At 55.9% G+C, this 16,678-nt stretch carries 14 protein-coding genes; 8 read left to right on the forward strand and 6 right to left on the reverse strand.

Going from position 1 to position 16,678, the window contains the following annotated elements; genetic code table 11:
• Positions 1-5 precede the first annotated feature (5 nt).
• Positions 6-1,934 carry a TRAP transporter permease gene (locus tag ACR0K5_RS16685; RefSeq protein ID WP_480630784.1) on the reverse strand — a complete coding sequence of 643 codons (1,929 nt, stop codon included), beginning with the start codon at positions 1,932-1,934 and terminating at the stop codon, positions 6-8.
• 106 nt (positions 1,935-2,040) lie between these two features.
• Entirely contained in the window at positions 2,041-3,063 is a 1,023-nt protein-coding gene (locus ACR0K5_RS16690) for a TAXI family TRAP transporter solute-binding subunit (RefSeq protein ID WP_480630785.1), read from the reverse strand.
• A gap of 201 nt (positions 3,064-3,264) precedes the next feature.
• On the opposite strand from ACR0K5_RS16690, the gene ACR0K5_RS16695 reads away from it, so the two are divergent.
• Positions 3,265-4,185 carry a LysR family transcriptional regulator gene (locus tag ACR0K5_RS16695; RefSeq protein WP_480630786.1) on the forward strand — a complete coding sequence of 307 codons (921 nt, stop codon included), beginning with the start codon at positions 3,265-3,267 and terminating at the stop codon, positions 4,183-4,185.
• Positions 4,186-4,199: 14 nt separating this feature from the next.
• On the opposite strand, the gene ACR0K5_RS16700 is transcribed toward ACR0K5_RS16695, so the two are convergent.
• Positions 4,200-5,120: a LysR family transcriptional regulator gene (locus ACR0K5_RS16700; protein WP_480630787.1), complete on the reverse strand. Its 921-nt coding sequence runs from the start codon at positions 5,118-5,120 to the stop codon at positions 4,200-4,202.
• Between the two features lie 100 nt (positions 5,121-5,220).
• On the opposite strand from ACR0K5_RS16700, the gene ACR0K5_RS16705 reads away from it, so the two are divergent.
• The 7 genes from ACR0K5_RS16705 to ACR0K5_RS16735 all read left to right on the forward strand — a co-directional run bounded on the left by ACR0K5_RS16705 (position 5,221) and on the right by ACR0K5_RS16735 (position 12,161).
• Positions 5,221-5,826, forward strand: a complete 606-nt coding sequence (locus ACR0K5_RS16705) for a glutathione S-transferase family protein (protein ID WP_480630788.1) — start codon at positions 5,221-5,223, stop codon at positions 5,824-5,826.
• Complete coding sequence (locus ACR0K5_RS16710) at positions 5,823-6,770, forward strand: hypothetical protein (RefSeq protein ID WP_480630789.1); 948 nt, start codon at positions 5,823-5,825, stop codon at positions 6,768-6,770. The genes ACR0K5_RS16705 and ACR0K5_RS16710 overlap by 4 nt, the downstream gene beginning before the upstream one ends.
• Positions 6,767-8,182 (forward strand): amidase, encoded by a 1,416-nt coding sequence (locus ACR0K5_RS16715; protein WP_480630790.1) that lies wholly within the window; start codon positions 6,767-6,769, stop codon positions 8,180-8,182. The genes ACR0K5_RS16710 and ACR0K5_RS16715 overlap by 4 nt, the downstream gene beginning before the upstream one ends.
• 164 nt (positions 8,183-8,346) lie before the next feature.
• Entirely contained in the window at positions 8,347-9,396 is a 1,050-nt protein-coding gene (locus ACR0K5_RS16720; RefSeq protein WP_480630791.1) for a TRAP transporter substrate-binding protein, read from the forward strand.
• A gap of 70 nt (positions 9,397-9,466) precedes the next feature.
• Positions 9,467-9,985 (forward strand): TRAP transporter small permease, encoded by a 519-nt coding sequence (locus tag ACR0K5_RS16725; RefSeq protein WP_480533376.1) that lies wholly within the window; start codon positions 9,467-9,469, stop codon positions 9,983-9,985.
• A complete protein-coding gene (locus tag ACR0K5_RS16730) occupies positions 9,978-11,261 on the forward strand; it encodes a TRAP transporter large permease (RefSeq protein ID WP_480630792.1) in 1,284 nt (427 codons plus the stop codon). The genes ACR0K5_RS16725 and ACR0K5_RS16730 overlap by 8 nt, the downstream gene beginning before the upstream one ends.
• Before the next feature lie 138 nt (positions 11,262-11,399).
• Positions 11,400-12,161, forward strand: coding sequence for an IclR family transcriptional regulator (locus tag ACR0K5_RS16735; RefSeq protein WP_480533372.1), 762 nt, complete (start codon positions 11,400-11,402; stop codon positions 12,159-12,161).
• Positions 12,162-12,926: 765 nt separating this feature from the next.
• On the opposite strand, the gene ACR0K5_RS16740 is transcribed toward ACR0K5_RS16735, so the two are convergent.
• The 3 genes from ACR0K5_RS16740 to ACR0K5_RS16750 are packed head-to-tail and all read right to left on the reverse strand — an operon-like array spanning position 12,927 to position 16,633.
• Entirely contained in the window at positions 12,927-14,285 is a 1,359-nt protein-coding gene (locus tag ACR0K5_RS16740; RefSeq protein ID WP_480630793.1) for an MATE family efflux transporter, read from the reverse strand.
• A 48-nt stretch (positions 14,286-14,333) separates the two neighbouring features.
• The gene (locus tag ACR0K5_RS16745; RefSeq protein ID WP_480533366.1) at positions 14,334-15,821 is read right to left on the reverse strand and encodes a glycosyltransferase; all 1,488 of its coding nucleotides are present in this window, start codon (positions 15,819-15,821) and stop codon (positions 14,334-14,336) included.
• A gap of 5 nt (positions 15,822-15,826) precedes the next feature.
• Positions 15,827-16,633: a 2OG-Fe dioxygenase family protein gene (locus ACR0K5_RS16750; protein ID WP_480630794.1), complete on the reverse strand. Its 807-nt coding sequence runs from the start codon at positions 16,631-16,633 to the stop codon at positions 15,827-15,829.
• Positions 16,634-16,678 lie beyond the last annotated feature (45 nt).

Here is a 16,678-nt window from a genome sequence, read left to right on the forward strand (position 1 = left end):
TCCTTTCAGGTGGGGGCTTGTGCCGCGTTCGCGCGCCGCTGTCTGACATGCCACAGCATCCAGAGGCCAAAACAAATCGGGGTGATCAGATGATAGATCGCGCCACTAAGAAAGAGGGTCAGCACAAACAACACAGGCCCAAGAAGCGCGACCAGAACACGTTCCGTGCTATCCAGTCGGCGGCTTGGAACAGCACCATAGGTTGCCGCGGACAACATGATGGTAGCCAACAGGAAGGCTCCGATCATTCCAAGGGTCTCTGGCTCAATATTGGGGAAACCCAGCACATTGGGGAAGGCCACAAACAAGAACGGCACCAGAAAGCAGACGCCACCAAGCTTAAAACACTCCCATGCGGTTCCCATGAAACTGCCGTTCGAGATGCGGATGGCAGTCAGAATACCCACGGCAACGGGCGGCGACAGGGTCGAAAAAATCGCGAAGTAGAAACCGTAGAAATTCGCCACCAGCGGCTCGATCCCCAGATCAATCAGCGAAGGCACGACGACAATCGCAATCAAGGCGTAAGCGGCCGGGGTCGGCAGACCCATCCCGATCAGCAGCGAAACACCCATGCCAAGCAACAATCCGATGGCCAGACTGTCGCGTGACATCTCAATCATCAACCGGCCCAGTGACAGGCCGGTTCCGGTGGTTACGAGCATCTGCACAATGATGCCGATGGCCGACAGGATCACAGTCAGCTTGGCCCCGGCCAGCGCCCCTTCGACAAATCCATTGCCCAGACCGACAAGACTTGGGCGATATTCGCGCGGCCGCAAACAGCTGAGCCCGACTGCCAGAATGATCCCCCAAAACCCGCCCATCGGTGCCGAGTAACGCCATGACAGCAACAGGATAAGTGTCAGGAACGAAATCACAAACGACGGCGCGACCCATTTGATCAAACGCCAATCCACCTTTTGCCGATCATAGGGGATGTCCTTGGACGCTGCGATTAGACAGACGATGCCGGACACAACTGCCACCAGATAGAGAATGGCAGGTACAATCGCGGCAATCGCCACTTCGATGTAAGAAATCCCCAAAATCACGCTCATCAGGAACGCGCCAAGACCCATGATCGGTGGTAAAAGTTGCGATCCGGTCGAGGCGAGCACCTCAATCGCACCAGCCTCGTTTCGGGAAAACCCGCTGCGGGTCATGGTTGGAATGGTCATCGAGCCGGACAGCGCAATATTTGACACCGACTGCCCGGTGACCATTCCGATCAGAAGGCTGGCCGTGACCGCTGAATACGCAACGCCGCCGCGAAAAAGGTTCCCGATGGCTTTGCCGATCTCGCCAAACATATCGATGATGCGCGTGCCGTGCAGGGTGCCGCCATACACCAGCAACAAAAAGATAACGTCAGCGGATAGCGGTGCGTAGTTCAAGATACCGCGCGGCCCACCCATCCCCGCCAGATAGCTGACGATCAGGCTGGGCTCATATTTACGGCTGGTCGCCAACACCTCGGGCAGCATGTGCCCAAAGGCAAAGTAAAGCGCTGCAAATAGACAAATCAGCGCCAGTGCCGCGCCCCAGGTCATCCAGGCCACGCACAGGATGATCCCGACCAGTACCAGGCCAAAGATGAAATCTCGGGTGGAGATGAACGGCTGCGAAAACTCCAGCACCTTGGCCTGCGATATGAAGTAAAGGCCGCACACCACAATACCGATCAGCATTGCGCCCGCCAGCGCCGCGACCGGCCGATTGTCGCGATAGCGCTGCTGAATGATCTCGCTCAGCACCAGTGCAAAGATCATCGTGATGTGGATCGTATAATGCTCCATCGCGCCTGTCAGCGAGGACCAGACGGTCGCGCAAGAGTACAGAACTAACGCCGCTGTGATGCCGAGTGTCAGCATCCTGAGCGGCAGGGGTACGGGGTCTATGGCATGTCCGGTCGGTATCTCGGTCTGGCTCAAAATGGAACTCCAGGTTCACAGATCTTGTTCGTGAGGCTTGTGCAGCATTGTCCAAGATGCGCCGCGGCCCGGTCAGGCCGCGACGCTTTCTGAGACCGAATTGGTGCTAGTCGACCAGCCCTAGCTCTTTGTAGGCGCGCATCGCACCGGGATGGATGCGTTCAGGCTGGGTTTTCGCCATATGCGCAATGCTTTCCGCATCCCAGATACCACCCACCGCATTATACTCGGCAACCGTTGGGCCCATCTCGATCCAGAGTTTCACGAACTCGTAGGCCACATCGTTGGGCATGTCTTTGTGGGCGGTCAGCAGAACGTTGTTACCGAGTGTTGTCACTTTCTCTGGCTGGTTGCTCATCGTACCAGCCGGGATCTCGCGGATCTTGAACGGCGCCCCGGTGTCGTCGATGTATTTTTGGATATCGGCGGGGTCGATGGACACATAGTGCCAGTCGCGACCCGAGGATTCGAGCGTCTTGAACGGCCCGGCCTCAAGATTGCGCTTCAACCCATAGGCCGAGTGCAGCACAACCGTGCCCACATCCGCCCGCCCATCCAGCAGGGCCTCGACATTGGCATTGGGTCCCAGCGGGCTATAGCTGGCGACCTTATCCATCATGCCCATGCCATCGACGATCAGGCGCTGGTGCATCCCCCACTCATTCTGGCTTAGCAATCCCGTGGCGATACGCATGTCTTCGAAATCATGCGGTGATTGAATCTCGGGGTCGGTTGCCACAAACAGGTTCGAAGACTGGGTCATCGTGCCGATCACACGAAAGTCCTTTGCCGCCTCCAGCGGTTCAGGAAAGAACGGCGGAACGCCGTTTGCCGCCGCCCACTCGACCACCTCGCCCGAACCAATCATGGTGTTTTTCCACAGATCGGGGTTGGTCGCAAAAAAGCGGACGTTGTAGACAAACCCGGGCGTTTCAACCGCGATGGGCCGCAGCGTGTCGTGAAAGTCCTTGGCATAGGTCTGGATCGTAGCCCAGGCCAGATAGGGGCCCGTACCCTGCGGCGACACCATGATATCGACCTTCTGATCTTCGGCCAAGGCGGGCGCAGCCAAACCAATCGAAACAGCGGTAAGCGCACGGCACAGTGCTGATCTCAAGTGTTTGTTCATTATCTTTTGTTCCCCGTTGGAAGACAGGCCCGCGCCCAGGCGCAAAGCATCACGCCGGATGCCGCCGACCTGTAAAATTTGGTCTGAGGTGAAATGAGCGCTGCCCCTTTCCGATCGGGCGCACTGCATGCCTGGATACGATGGGGTAGTCGTACCCATTTACCTAATATAATGTTTGAGTGGCACCCATAGGGAAAATCTATGAGATACACGCTCCGCCAATTGCGCTACTTTGTGGCGACGGCCGATCACGGCTCGATTTCCGAGGCGGCGCGGCTTCTCAACGTATCGCAGCCCTCGATTTCCAGCGCCATCCTGCAACTTGAAAAGCAGTACAATGTCGCGCTCTTTCTGCGTCGCAACACTGCAGGCGTTACGCTTACGCCATCGGGGGATATCCTTCTACGTGAGGCGCGGGTCATCCTGTCTCATGCCGAGGATTTCGAAGCGATTGCGACCAGCGTCGTCAACGAAGTCACTGGTGAACTAAAAATAGTGACCTTCGTCAACATCGCGCCGGTATTCATGGCATCGCTCGTGCGCACATTTCAGAACCGTTATCCCGGCGTCTCCATTGATCTCAGGATTGGCAACCAGCAAGAGGTCTATGACGCGATCGACAGCGGCAAATACGAGATTGGGCTGACCTTTGATCTGAACCTGCCCAACAGCTACCGCACCGATTTTGTCGCGGTGTTTCCGCCGCAAGCCATCTTTGCGCCTGAACACCCGTTTGCAGATCGAGAAAGCGTGCGTCTGGAAGACCTGGTGGATCAGAAATTCATCTACCTGGATTTGCCGCACAGCCGGAATTACTTCTTTTCGCTCTTCGAGCAGCGTGGCCTGCGTCCCTTGCAGTCACAAGCGGTCGGCTCATTCGAGACCATCCGGTCCTTTGTCGGAAACGGGTTGGGATATTCGATCCTCAATCTGAAGCCCAAGAACCAGACGAACTATGACGGCACGCAGGTCAGCTATGTTCCCCTGGAAGGCACCCACCGCCCGTTGAAACTGTGCTGTATTAGTCTGAAACGGGATGTCTACCGGCGCGTAACGCTGGCCTTTATCGATCATGTCCGTGATCATTTTCATGATCCCTCTCACATGGTCAGACCGGGGTAAAGGAGAGTGTTGCGTTACAAAACCGGTGGCGACGATTCATCGATCTGAGAAAGCTGCATCGCGCCGAGCACATCCTGGGTTGTGCGGAAAAAGCTCTGCACGCGGTTCATGCGGGACAGATCGGGATGGGTCAGGATCCAAAGATCCAGCCGCCACGCCGCGGGATTGGTTGAAACGCATTCAAGATCGGGATTAGTCGCCGCCAGAAAATGCGGCAGATACCCCACCCCCATACCGCTGCGGATCGCAGTGAATTTGCCGATCAGGCTGTCATAGCGGATTTTGATCCGTGCATTGGGAAAACTCTCCTGCCGCCACTGATTGGTGGTGACATGTGCAATCGTGTGATCATCTCCGACCCAATCCAACTGCTCCAGCCCGCTGCCGCGACGCTTGACCACCACGTCTTTACGGCCATACACTCCGTAAGCGATTGATGCGATATGTTGCCCAACCAGATGGTCTGGCACTTTCTTAACCGCCCGCAGCGCGACATCGGCATCCCGCTTGGTCAAAGATGCAAATTGCGGCGAGATTGCCGTTTCGATTTCAATCGAAGGATAGCGTTGATGAAACGCGCGCAGTACCGGCACAAGCAAAGTCTGGGCGAGAAAATCTGACGTGGCCAGACGGATCGTCCCCGACAATCGCAAATCCTGTCCCGCAAGCTTGCGATAGGCCCCGTCCACCTGTTCCTCGATCTCTGCTGCGATCCGGGCCAATTCCTCGCCGGATTCTGTCGGCATATATCCCGAGGGCCGACGATCGAACAGCACAACGCCCATTCGGTACTCGAACGCGTTCAGCCGCCGCAGCACGGTTGCGTGGTGCAACCCCAAAAGACGCGCCGCCCCGGACAGACCGTGCCCATTGGCGATGGCCAGTACCAAACGTAAATCTTCCCAGTTCCGATCCCGCATGATCTGTGATGTCACCCTGTGTGGTTTTGCACAGGAATTGTCATAAATTTCGTTCTGGTCTGTCAATGATGCAAAAGCCAAGCTGTCCGGGACTCCGACCCAAAAAGGAAAACCCATGCCCGTCACGCTCTATGATGTTCCCCCATCCGGCCACTGCCATCGCGTCCGCCTTGCCGCCTCCCTCATGGGGGTCGACCTGACGCTCGTGCCCGTGATGGAAATGGAAGGCCAGCGTCAGGGGGACGAATATCTGGCGATCAACCCACTGGGACAGGTGCCCGCGATCAAGGACGGAGATTTTGTGCTGAACGATTCCATCGCAATCATCCGCTATCTCGCCAACACATATGCGCCGGATGCAGGCTGGATTCCGCAGGACGCTCAGGGCGAGGCGCGCATGGACGAATGGCTGGCCATCGCGGCGGGCACCCAGTTCCGGGGGCCCAATTCCGCCCGTTTGGTCAAACTGTTCGGGCTTGATCTGGATTATGACATGGCCGTCGCACAATCGGAAAAGCTGTTCAGGATGATGGAGGCTTACTTGCAGGGGCGTGCATGGCTGGCGGGCGATAGCCCCACACTGGCCGACATTGCCAACTACTCATACCTCGCCGTGGCGCATGAAGGTGGGCTTGATTTGAGCCCCTACCCCAATATCACCGCCTGGATGGAGCGCGTGCGTGGCCTGGAAGGGTTTGTCGAGATGGTGCTGCAAGAATGAGCACCCCGCACTCGATCTGGCATGAGGGTGAAAAACGACTGCACCGTGAGTTAGATATAGAAGAGAAGATGCAGTCGCGCGGGCAGAGGGTGGTACGTGACTACATGCCCGACCAACACCGCGACTTCTTTGCCCAGCTTCGCTTTGTCGTACTCAGCGCTGTCGATGCCGAGGGGCGAATCTGGCCCTTTCTGCGCACTGGTACACCAGGCTTCATGTCTTCACCCGATCCTCGGCATCTAAACATCACGTCGGCTTCGTTGCCGGGCGAGCCTGCAGACCTGCGGCTACACAAAGGTGCCAAGATCAGCGTGCTGGGTATTGAGGTGGAGACCAAACGGCGGAACCGGATGAACGGCACAGTCCGTCAGGTGGACGGCCATACGCTGCAGATCGAAGTAGATCAAAGCTTTGGCAACTGTCCGCGCTACATCCATATACGCGAGGCATGCGCCATGAACCCGGCGCAAGCTGGAAAGGTCACCGAGACCAAGGCGTTCCAAGCAAAAGATGTTACACAGATAACAAGCGCGGACATGTTGTTCATCGCCTCGCGCGCGCCCGATTTGACGGATGACCCCCGCGCCGGGGTGGATGTCAACCACCGGGGCGGCCTGCCTGGTTTTGTGAAAGTTCTAAGCGATCGCACTTTGGTTGTACCCGATTATGACGGCAATAATTTCTTCAACGCGTTTGGTAATATTCTACAGGACCCGCGCTGTGGCCTGCTTTTCCCGGATTTCGCATCAGGCGATGTTTTGGCACTGCAAGGGCACGCCGAAGTCGTCATGAACGATCCTGCTGGGCGCACGGCCTATGGTTCGGAACGGTATCTGCGTTTCGAAACCGAGACTGTGCGGCGAACTGCCTATGTTATCCCTCTGCGCTACCAGCTGGTGGAAAACTCGCAGAATCCGCCTGAACCTCCGGGAGAAGCGAAATGATATACACATCGCCATGTGATCTGGGCGCAGTTGAAGCACGCGTTGAAATCAAAGCCGGTCGTCTCAGCGTGCGCGATTTGCTGGAAAGTTGCATCGCGCGGATTGAAACCGTCAATCCGAAGGTTAATGCAGTCGTCGCGACCGATTATGACGCCGCGCGCGCAACCGCTGATGCAATGGGCCGGACACGCACAGGTCAGGCCAACTTGCCCGCTCTGTTCGGGCTACCTGTTCTTGTGAAGGACCTGATTGAAACAAAGGGGCTGACCACAAGTTACGGTTCTTTATGTTTCCAAACCAATGTCCCTGATACTGACGGAGATATCGTTCGGCGTCTGCGCGAAGCGGGAGCTATCATTTTGGGCAAGACCAACACGCCCGAATTTGGCGCTGGGGCCAACACTTTCAACAAAGTCTATGGCGCTACCCGCAATCCCTACGACCCCACGCTGACATGCGGTGGTTCCTCAGGTGGGTCGGCGGTGGCCGTGGCATGCGGCATGGCCCCGCTGGCGATCGGTTCGGATTTTGGGGGGAGCCTGCGCATTCCCGCCTCGTTCTGCGGTGTCGTCGGCATGCGCCCGACACCCGGCCGCGTGCCGTGTTCCGCTCTGGCAGTTTGCAATTCCCCGCTCTGGACCGAAGGGCCAATGGCGCGTTCGGTGGAGGATGCCGCCCTATGCCTGTCGGCAATCGAAGGGGCCGAGCCCGGTGATCCAAGATCCGCTTCGCTCCCTTCGTCCAGCGCACTAGATTCTGTAGATCTGAATGACCTCCGCGTCGGAGTGTCGACGGATTTCGGGATCGCAACGCTCGACGATGAGGTTCGCGCCTTGGCTAATAACCGGCTGACTGTTCTTGCAGAACATTTTTCCGCAAAGCAGACCGTTACGCCCGATCTTTCAGCAGCCCCAAACGCATTTCGCGTGATACGTGTAACGGATGTATGTGCCACAGCTTACGAGCATGGCGTCGAAACCGACCCGAGACTTGGTGACAATATCTGCGCCAACCTTGCCGAAGCGGGCAGCATAACGCTGTCCGATGCTGCCCGCGCCACAGCGGAGCACTCGGAACTACTGCGCCGCTTTCAAGCAATTTTCAATGAGGTCGACGTCGTCCTTGCACCTGCAACCGGTGTATCCCCGTTTCCGGTTGATATGCCGTACCCAGAAACTATCAATGGTTTGAAACTAAATAACTATACCGCTTGGTATGCCCTGACCTGGGTGATTTCTCTGACCGGTTGTCCGGTCGTTTCGATACCCTGTGGAACTGACCACAATGGCCTCCCCTTTGGCATTCAAGTCATCGCGCCCCGCCACCAGGATAGCCTTGCTTTGTCAGTTGCTCAAAAACTGAGCAGTGCGATCAGTACATACGGTTTTGGGCGGACTCAGCAGCGCGTCTGACGCCTCACCAGAGGCTGCAATCACTCAAAATCAGTTGCACGCTTGCTTTAAAACTAGTTTTCCATAAAATAGAAAAATGTTCTGTTATACAGACCATCAATCAACGCCGTTTGACACAGCCGGGTTACCAACACCGGCCCGTGTCACACCGATGGGGAGCTAAAATGACCAACTACAGCAGACGCAATTTCCTTAAAACGACCGCTACCGCGGGTCTGGCAGTACCGATCATTGCCAATCCGGCGCTTGCAGGTACCAAGCACAAACTGACTTTCGGTCACACCTTCGGCCCCGCGACCGAAGCCTACATGATCACCGGACTTCAGCAGTTCAAACAGGCCGCCGAGAAATATGCGGATGGGGCGCTAGAGGTCGATATCCACGATGCCGGCAGCTTGGGCGGTCAAAACGTACTGCCACAAAAAGTGCTGACCAATGCGATCCAGGGCTGTCAGCTTTCAACCGGCAATTTTGTGGCCTACTCAGAGGTCTACAATATCCTCGACTTCCCGTTCCTGTTCCCGTCAAACGACAACTTCGAGGATGTGATCCAGACAGACGGGTTCCGCCAGTCTGACTTCATCGCCCGCCCTGCCTCCAGCGGGTTCCAGGTTGTACCGGGCATGTGGGCCAATGCCGGGTTCCGTGTTCTGGGCATTTCGAACAAGGTGGGCCGGACCGTACGCACGCCCGAAGATCTGGCAGGCCTCAAAGTCCGCACCAACGGAACGCGGGTGGAGGATGTGATGTTCAAGCTGACGTCAGCCAGTCCCGTATCCATCGCCTGGGCCGAGGCCTATCAGGCGATGCAACAAGGCGCTGCCGACGCACTCAGCGTCGGGCTTGGCCCGCTGACCGCAACCAAGATCCACGAAACGCTCAGCAGTGCGACGATGTATGAGCTGAACTTTAACTGCCATATCACGGTGCTTTCGAAACGCTGGTTCGACGGGCTTGAACCAGAGGTGCAAGAGGCGATCATGCGCGCTGGCGAGGAAAGCTATGCCTATCAGCGCGAAAAACAACTTCAGGCCAATCAGGATATGGTCAAGCTCTGGACCGATAGCGGGATCGAAGTGATCCAGCTTTCGCCCGATGAGAAGAGACTCTGGATCGACACGATGGGTCACCAGCGCCCAGAATATGAAGATCTGAAAGAGGCGTTCGGGCGCGACGCGCTGAACACCGTTCTCGACCTGCAGGGCCAGGTCTGAGTCCCGCCGCAGAAAGCAGATTGCCCGGCTGTCCTCCGTTTGTCAGCCGGGCACCTGCATCAGGTATCCAATGACACACACTTTATCCCGCTTCCTCCGTTTCCTCGATGGCCCGGCCATCAGCGCCATCGTTGTATTGGCTTACGCCTATTTCTTTCTGATCATCCTGGCCGAGGTCTGTCTGCGTTACTTCCTATCGCATTCTACCCCGTGGGGCGAGATGACGGCACGCTATGCCTTTGTCTATTTCGCCTATTTCGCGGCAGCTGAAGCCTTTCGGCACGATGAACATATTCGCATTGATCTTATCCCTCAGCGTTTGGGTCCACGTGCCCGGATGATCCTTGAGAGCTACATCGATCTGCTCTGCGTCGGAATCGCCTGTGCCGTAATCTGGTATTCGGTCGAGTTGATGTCGATTCAGCGCATGGCGAACATCCGTATGCACAGCCTGCCGCTAAATCTGTCTTGGGCACAGGCCGCATTACCGCTGGGTTGGGGCCTGATGCTGATCCGAATTGCGCAACGCGCACATCGCCGCTGGCAAAAGGCAGGCGAGGTGAACAAAGAGGCAATCATACATGAGTGACATTCACATCGCCTGGGCCGTCATCCTGCTGATGCTTGTGCATCTCGTGATTGGTTTGCCCCTGTTCATTGTATTGGCGGTCGGCTCACTGTCGCTTATGCTCCTGACCGGCGCCTATTCGCTGTCCAGTCTCGGCACCACGCTCTTTGACAGTCTAGACAGCTGGGCGCTTCTAGCTATGCCGCTGTTCATTCTGGCAGGCGAGACTATTTCGCGCGGGCGCATCGCGCGCGACCTTGTTGGCCTGGGTGAAGCGCTGGTGGGCTGGCTCCGCGGCGGGCTCGGCATGGCGACAATCTTTGGCTGCTTTTTCTTTGCGGGAACAAGCGGATCCAGTTCGGCAGATACGGCCACCATCGGCAAGATCATGGTGCCCGCGCTGCGCGAACGCGGATATGATTCTGGCTATGCGGCCTCGCTTGCTGCATCCGGCGGGATACTTGGCGTCATCGTGCCGCCCAGCCTGATTTTCATCGTCTACGGCATCGCAACCGGCACTTCGGTCGGGGATCTGTTCATCGCTGGGATTCTGCCGGGCCTGATGATCGCCGCCGGGCTTTGCGTCGCGAACTATTTTGTTTGCCTGTTTGGGAATTGGGGTGCGAATGAAAGGACTGCGTTTTCCGGTCGCGCACTGCTCAGGGCGATCTGGAATGCGCGCTATGGTTTCGGTGCACCGGCCGTCATTTTAGGTGGCATTTATGGCGGGTTTTTCACACCGACCGAAGCAGCCGCCGTTGCCGTCGCATATGTTTTCATTGTTGAACTGGTGTTGGTACGAGAAATCCGGTTCAGCGAGATTCCTTCGATTTTTCTTGCCGCATCGCGCACAACGGGCATTCTCGCGCCTATCATTGCGTTCTCGATCCTGTTTGGCGAGGTTCTGGCAGTCCTGCGCATCCCGGATGAACTGGTGTCAGCCTTTACCACGATGGGAACGGGCTTCACATTGTCAGTGGCACTGATTGTGGCCTTGCTTTTGATCGTCGGCTGCCTGCTGGAACCCATTGCAGCGATCCTGGTGATCATGCCAATCCTCTACCCAATTGGCGCGCAACTTGGGTTCGATCCAGTTCATTTCGGCGTCTTCGTGGTGTGTACACTGTCCGTGGGGTTCATCACGCCACCGGTTGGCATCAACCTCTTTGCGGCCTCAGCGGTTAGCGGAGTTGCATTCACGACCATCGCTATCCGGGCGGTCCCTGCTTTTTCGATGCTGGTGCTGATCTGCTTCTGGTTGGCTTTTCTTCCTGATCTGGTGATTTGGTTTAGGTGATAATCGCCATCGCGACCCGTTCAGAGCCGAGGCACCCTCGTGAACAAGATGCTTTCTTGTAGGCGTAAGCACCGATTGCTCAAACCGCTCCTTTGCCATAAATGTACTACAAAACAGACCAATGGATGAGGCAGACATATGGACAAAGCCGTCGTCAAGGCATTCGGCCTCTTGGAAATTTTGTCACGGTCCGAAACCCCTTTGGGGGTCACCGAGATCTCCAACCTATCGGAACTTGGCAAAAGCAATGTTCACCGCCTGCTACAAACTTTGCAGACACTTGGCTATGTCCAGCAAACGCCCAGCAGCGACTACAAAGCAACGCTCAAAACCTGGGAACTGGGAAACGCGGTTATTTCTAGACTCAATCTCCGTGATCTTGCGCGAGGCTCCATGCGAGCTCTCTCGGAGGCAACAAGCGAAACGGTGCATCTTTCCGAGCTACACGGTTGCGAGGTACTCTATGTCGAAAAAATCGAAAGCCAAGAACCAGTGCGCGCCTACACTCAGCTCGGCGGTCGTGCACCGGCCCATTGCACGGCCACGGGAAAGGTGATGTTGGCCTACGCCGAGGAGGCGCAGGTCAAATCATGTCTAAACTCAGCAGAACAATTTACCGACAAAACGATTGCTCAACCGCGTAGCTTTGCTGATGAAGTCTCAGCGATCCGTCGCGATCGTTTTGCACTGAACGCCGGCGAGTGGCGCACTGACGTAATAGGCGTCGCCGCACCGATCTGCGACAATACCGGAGCGGTATGCGCCGCAATTGGCCTGTCTGCACCGGCCAGCCGCCTAACGATTGAGCGGCTTAGAGGATACGCGCCAATGCTCATTGAACACGCGGAGCGCATTTCGCGCGCGCTTGGATGTTCGCAGAAACAATGGCAAGCGCTTTGATCCGATTGGCAGATCGCTGATTCCTGTCCGACCTTCCAACGACTGGCTTCGGCGAACTGTCTGATGTCCAGTCAGCGTCCCACCTTCAGACATTGAACAAGAGGTATCTGTTGCAAACTTCTGGCTGTTGACGACACCAGATGCCGCGGGTGAATAACTTTCGGTAAATCAAACGGATCATTTGCAGGCTCAAGGGGCTCGAGCATAACGTCATGAATGCGGCAGCGCCTAGCCCCGGTACAATGCTATCGCTGTCTCCAGTTAAAACTTCGCAACAGATCCCGCCGGACTACCAAAAAACGGCGAAGCTTTGGGGCACCGCTGCGGCGATGCCCTGACGGTCACTTCCACAAAGACAGAATGACCGTGTTGATCCGTGTTCCGGCCTCCGCAAAGCTCTCTGGTGGAAGATCTGAGAATAGACCCCACAGACGGCCACCATATGCTTTCTCGGCCGTCTGCAGAAAGCGAGGTGTTTTGGTGTTTCAGCAACCGCCGCGCTTACGGGAAGAACCGCTACAAGTCGGCCACCCTCTTTCTGTGGACCGTCATAAGTTCCCGACTCTCGGCGGTAGATTTTCTGAATCATATCAGGGCGCCGCGTCACGCATTTTCGACCCAAGCGTCAAGCATTTCTGACCCAGACCGGAACTGGCCGTTCCGACATGGCGCCGCGAAACCTGACTGTGAGCCCATTTTGCAAGAATGATGCGTTGCAGCCAATGCCTGCTTCGGAGGTGCATCGATGGTACCTCATGTCCAAGATCAGCAGACCGCATCAGCGCGGGTCTGGTCCCGAGCTTTTGTAGCCAGAAGAAAGCGGGTCCACAAAAGCGCTGCTGCGGCCAACAATCCGGTCGCTACACCGATCCATACTCCCAAAACGTCCAGCCTTTGTAGCTTGCCAAGCAAGAAAGCAAGAGGGATAGCGAGTCCCCAATAGCATACCACTGTGATGATCATTGGAATTTTGGTGTCCCTCATTCCGCGTAGAAGACCCATTGCGACAATCTGCATAGAATCCATCAACTGTGAAATCGCTGCTACGATCAACACGAGGCTTGCCAAGCCAAGTATGGCCGGAAACTTTGGATCATCAGCTCTGATGAAAAGCGATACCAGAGCTGGCGGAAACAACACAAAGACGCATGTGGTCAGCGCGACCACGCCAAAGGACAGTCCCGCCGAGGCGTAACCGACCCGGCGCATCATCACCAGGTCCTGGACCGAATGCGCCTGGCCCAACTTCGTCGTGGCAGCCTGGGAAACTGCAAGATGAACGATGAATGCGGCAGAAGTAATCTGAACGACGATCCCGTGGGAGGCCACCTGCAGTACCCCCATTGAACCGACAATAAGGGTGATCGCCGTGAACATTCCCAACTCGGCCAAATTAGACATTGCAATTGGCCAACTAAGATCGAAAACCCGCGCTATGGCCCTAAAGTCTGAGTGAAGAGTTTGGCTGACAGCAAACTGGTCGATCCGCTGAATACACACATATGTCGCAATAAAGCTGACACCATGGGACACAAGCGTAGCAAGGGCTGCTCCTCGGATTCCCATCTCTGGTGCACCCAAGTGACCGAAGATGAAGATCCAGTTAAGAAACGCATTAATCGGCAAAGCCGCGACCGAGACCCAAAAAACAATTTGGGTGCGCTCAAGCGCGGTGGCATGGCTACGCAAAGTCATGGTGAGAACAGCGGGGAGCAAGCCGGCGCCCGCCAGACGCAAGTACTTCTCGGCGTCAGCTGCAATCTGTGCGGGCTGGCCGAACCAAAGCAATATCGGTTCTGCGTGGTACAGCACAAACCAGGCCATAATGGAAAAGCCCGCCGAGAGAATGAGCCCCGCGGCAAGTGTCGTTGGGCGCTCATGACCGCCTTCACCGCTGCTGATCGCAAGCACAGCCGATGCAATGCCGCTTCCAATTGTGAAGAACAGAAACAGCATGGAGGTTCCGACAACAGCAGCAGCGAGAGCATCCACCGAGTACCGGCCCAGCATAACGGTATCAATAATCTGGACCGCGGTTTGCGCGGCCAGCCCTCCAACAAGCGGAAGGGCAATTGACATAAGTGATGCAGTGACGCTTCGGCGGTTCATTGGGGTATCCGTCATTTGCTGGGCCTGAAAAGTTCCTGAATCTAGGAGGAGTCGTGGTATCGCCTACAGATACCCGCTGGAACGGACGCTTGAGCTACCTGGTAACTGCCCGAGCGCACGACGGATGTCATCGTCCACAGATATGTTCGTGTGACCGACATATGCTCTCTCGTCGTAGTGATTGGCGTATGAAACGGGTTTGAGCCATTCATCACGGGTATGAGAGCGCATTAGGCCCCAGCCCGGATAGAGATACGCTGACGGCAAAACGGCCACCTTCTCTGCTCCGGCATCCTCGGACAGATAGCCCAAAATTGCTTTGGTAAATGCGATCGGTCCCGTACGCCGCACAACAAGCTTGTCGATAGCGTTGCGAATTCGCAGCGCTTCGTTTTCATCACATGCCTCGGACGCAAGCCGCTGACGATAGTTGTCGATCTGATTATTCAGTCCAGCTATTTGTTTCCGTTGCCACCAGAGCATCAACAAATAAGACAAGAGCACTTCGGAATGACGACGCGCACCGGCCATGGCGGTATTGATGTACCCCTGTGGTTCCATACAAGCGACAAAGTCAAACGGCTGGATAAGGGACGCAAAAGGCTTAATGCACTCGGTGTCGTTGATGTCGAGATAGACGCCGCCGTACAGATACAGGATTGTAAATTTCAGGACATCCGATCTGATCCCCACATTTGGGGACTCCGCGAATTCGAGGATCACATTCAGAATATCTTGATAGGTAACGCCGACCTCGGATCCTGTACGGTCGCTTAGCTTCAAGAATCGATCAGGGCGAAAATGACGCTTTGCATCAATCCTGAGCTGATCCATCGGAATGACTCTCAGGCGTTCCGATATCCCAAGTTCTCGCGCATATTCGCGAAGTTCCTCAATATTGAGAGCGTCCTCGGATTCTGCGTCGGTCCAGATCCAGTACTCGAACGCATCTTCGTTTTCCCGCAACCAACTCTTGGCCCGGGCAAGATGGCTCTTGCGCAGTTTTGCCACCGGTTTTCCAAACTCCGCGGAAATCCAGACGAAATGGAAAATATGGGGAATGGTCCCGCTGACCTCTGCTTTCTCCAGCCGCTCCCGTGCGCCGACCCAATGCTGGTGCAGCAGGTCGATCTGATTGCGCAAGGTCGGTAAGAAAAATGGTTTCAGTGCCTGATTTGACGAGAAAACGCCTTCAATGTCCTCGTCAATTTCGGCTTCGCCAGAGTCTCTCAACCGCTGCGGGGAGAGGCCTGACAACCAGTGGAAATCTCGCATCTTTGACCGAAACCACGGGTGCCCGTCAGGTTCATCGGAATCGGAGTAGACAAAGACGCTGCTCACCTCACCCGTCAGATATTGTGCGCAACGTAGGTCGTTGTTTGCATTGGCAAGTTGAATTTTTTGCCGCGAACCTGGAAAAACTTCTTCGCCACCGCTTTCAATGGTCAGAGACTGCCCGTCGATCCTCAGATTGATCGGCAGAGAGGAAAGATTGAAAAACTGACAATAAAGGCTGTCGGTGCCCGGAACAATTTGCACATTAGATTCCATGTTTGCTACCTCAGATGAATGTCCAGACCAAGTGTTTCTCTGATGCCGACCTCTGAGGATCTGGTTCGCCAGCCGGGCGATACATCGTGAAACAGCGGGCTGTTTGAATCGCACTGCAAAACCCATTCGCCCACGGCCAATTCGATCGTCGACAGCGGAACCAGCACCCCGTCTTGGGCTAGATAGGTTTGGCTGATGAATCCTGACACATTGTCTCGCCGTACGACAAATGCTGGCACGATGAAGTCCGCACCATCCTGATGGATCCCTTCTGGCGCGCCTTCGCCCAGTCCTCGCGCCGTGCAGTGAAGCTGAACATGGTGGACAAAAATCTCAGCCTTGAAAACATTACTTCTGAGATGGGCGATTTCGACTAGTGCTGACTGGATCAACCCGGCCAGTACCGGGCATTCCCGAAGCTCTTGCCCGATAGGTGGAAACTTTCGAAGCGCCGGGTAAAAGTCGGTTGCCGACTGGGCAAAGTCGCTGGCACCCTGCCAATTTAGAACCCAGCCCTCGGCCCCTTGAGCCGCGCAAACGCGCCCGAGGGCGCGTTTGCGCCGAGGGGCAATATCGTCAAAGTAAGCACGTTGCAGTCCACCAAGAAGCTCTCTTGCAGTTCCTAACTGTGTTTCCGTTAGGAGCGCGCCGGATGTGCATTCAGAAAGGAAGGACTGCATCTTGCTGTTGGTTTTTGACGTTTCGGTCAGAAACTCAACGCGTCGCCTGTCACATTCGTATAAGTCCCATTCAAGTGCTTCAACTGATCGTTCACAGCTGGTTTGGATATCTGTCAAAGACAGATTGATCATCCTCAAATCAAATTTCTTTTCAAGAAAAAGCCCGTAATTTCCAAC

The organism is Ruegeria sp. AB9 (genome assembly GCF_056542585.1).

Excerpts from the sequence above, each read along its gene's own strand:
- ACR0K5_RS16750 (WP_480630794.1), bottom strand. The coding sequence starts at position 16,633 with ATGATCAATCTGTCTTTGACAGATATCCAAACCAGCTGTGAACGATCA.
- ACR0K5_RS16710 (WP_480630789.1), top strand. The coding sequence starts at position 5,823 with ATGAGCACCCCGCACTCGATCTGGCATGAGGGTGAAAAACGACTGCAC.
- ACR0K5_RS16740 (WP_480630793.1), bottom strand. The coding sequence starts at position 14,285 with ATGACGGATACCCCAATGAACCGCCGAAGCGTCACTGCATCACTTATG.
- ACR0K5_RS16690 (WP_480630785.1), bottom strand. The coding sequence starts at position 3,063 with ATGAACAAACACTTGAGATCAGCACTGTGCCGTGCGCTTACCGCTGTT.
- ACR0K5_RS16745 (WP_480533366.1), bottom strand. The coding sequence starts at position 15,821 with ATGGAATCTAATGTGCAAATTGTTCCGGGCACCGACAGCCTTTATTGT.
- ACR0K5_RS16720 (WP_480630791.1), top strand. The coding sequence starts at position 8,347 with ATGACCAACTACAGCAGACGCAATTTCCTTAAAACGACCGCTACCGCG.
- ACR0K5_RS16695 (WP_480630786.1), top strand. The coding sequence starts at position 3,265 with ATGAGATACACGCTCCGCCAATTGCGCTACTTTGTGGCGACGGCCGAT.
- ACR0K5_RS16715 (WP_480630790.1), top strand. The coding sequence starts at position 6,767 with ATGATATACACATCGCCATGTGATCTGGGCGCAGTTGAAGCACGCGTT.
- ACR0K5_RS16705 (WP_480630788.1), top strand. The coding sequence starts at position 5,221 with ATGCCCGTCACGCTCTATGATGTTCCCCCATCCGGCCACTGCCATCGC.
- ACR0K5_RS16725 (WP_480533376.1), top strand. The coding sequence starts at position 9,467 with ATGACACACACTTTATCCCGCTTCCTCCGTTTCCTCGATGGCCCGGCC.
- ACR0K5_RS16730 (WP_480630792.1), top strand. The coding sequence starts at position 9,978 with ATGAGTGACATTCACATCGCCTGGGCCGTCATCCTGCTGATGCTTGTG.
- ACR0K5_RS16735 (WP_480533372.1), top strand. The coding sequence starts at position 11,400 with ATGGACAAAGCCGTCGTCAAGGCATTCGGCCTCTTGGAAATTTTGTCA.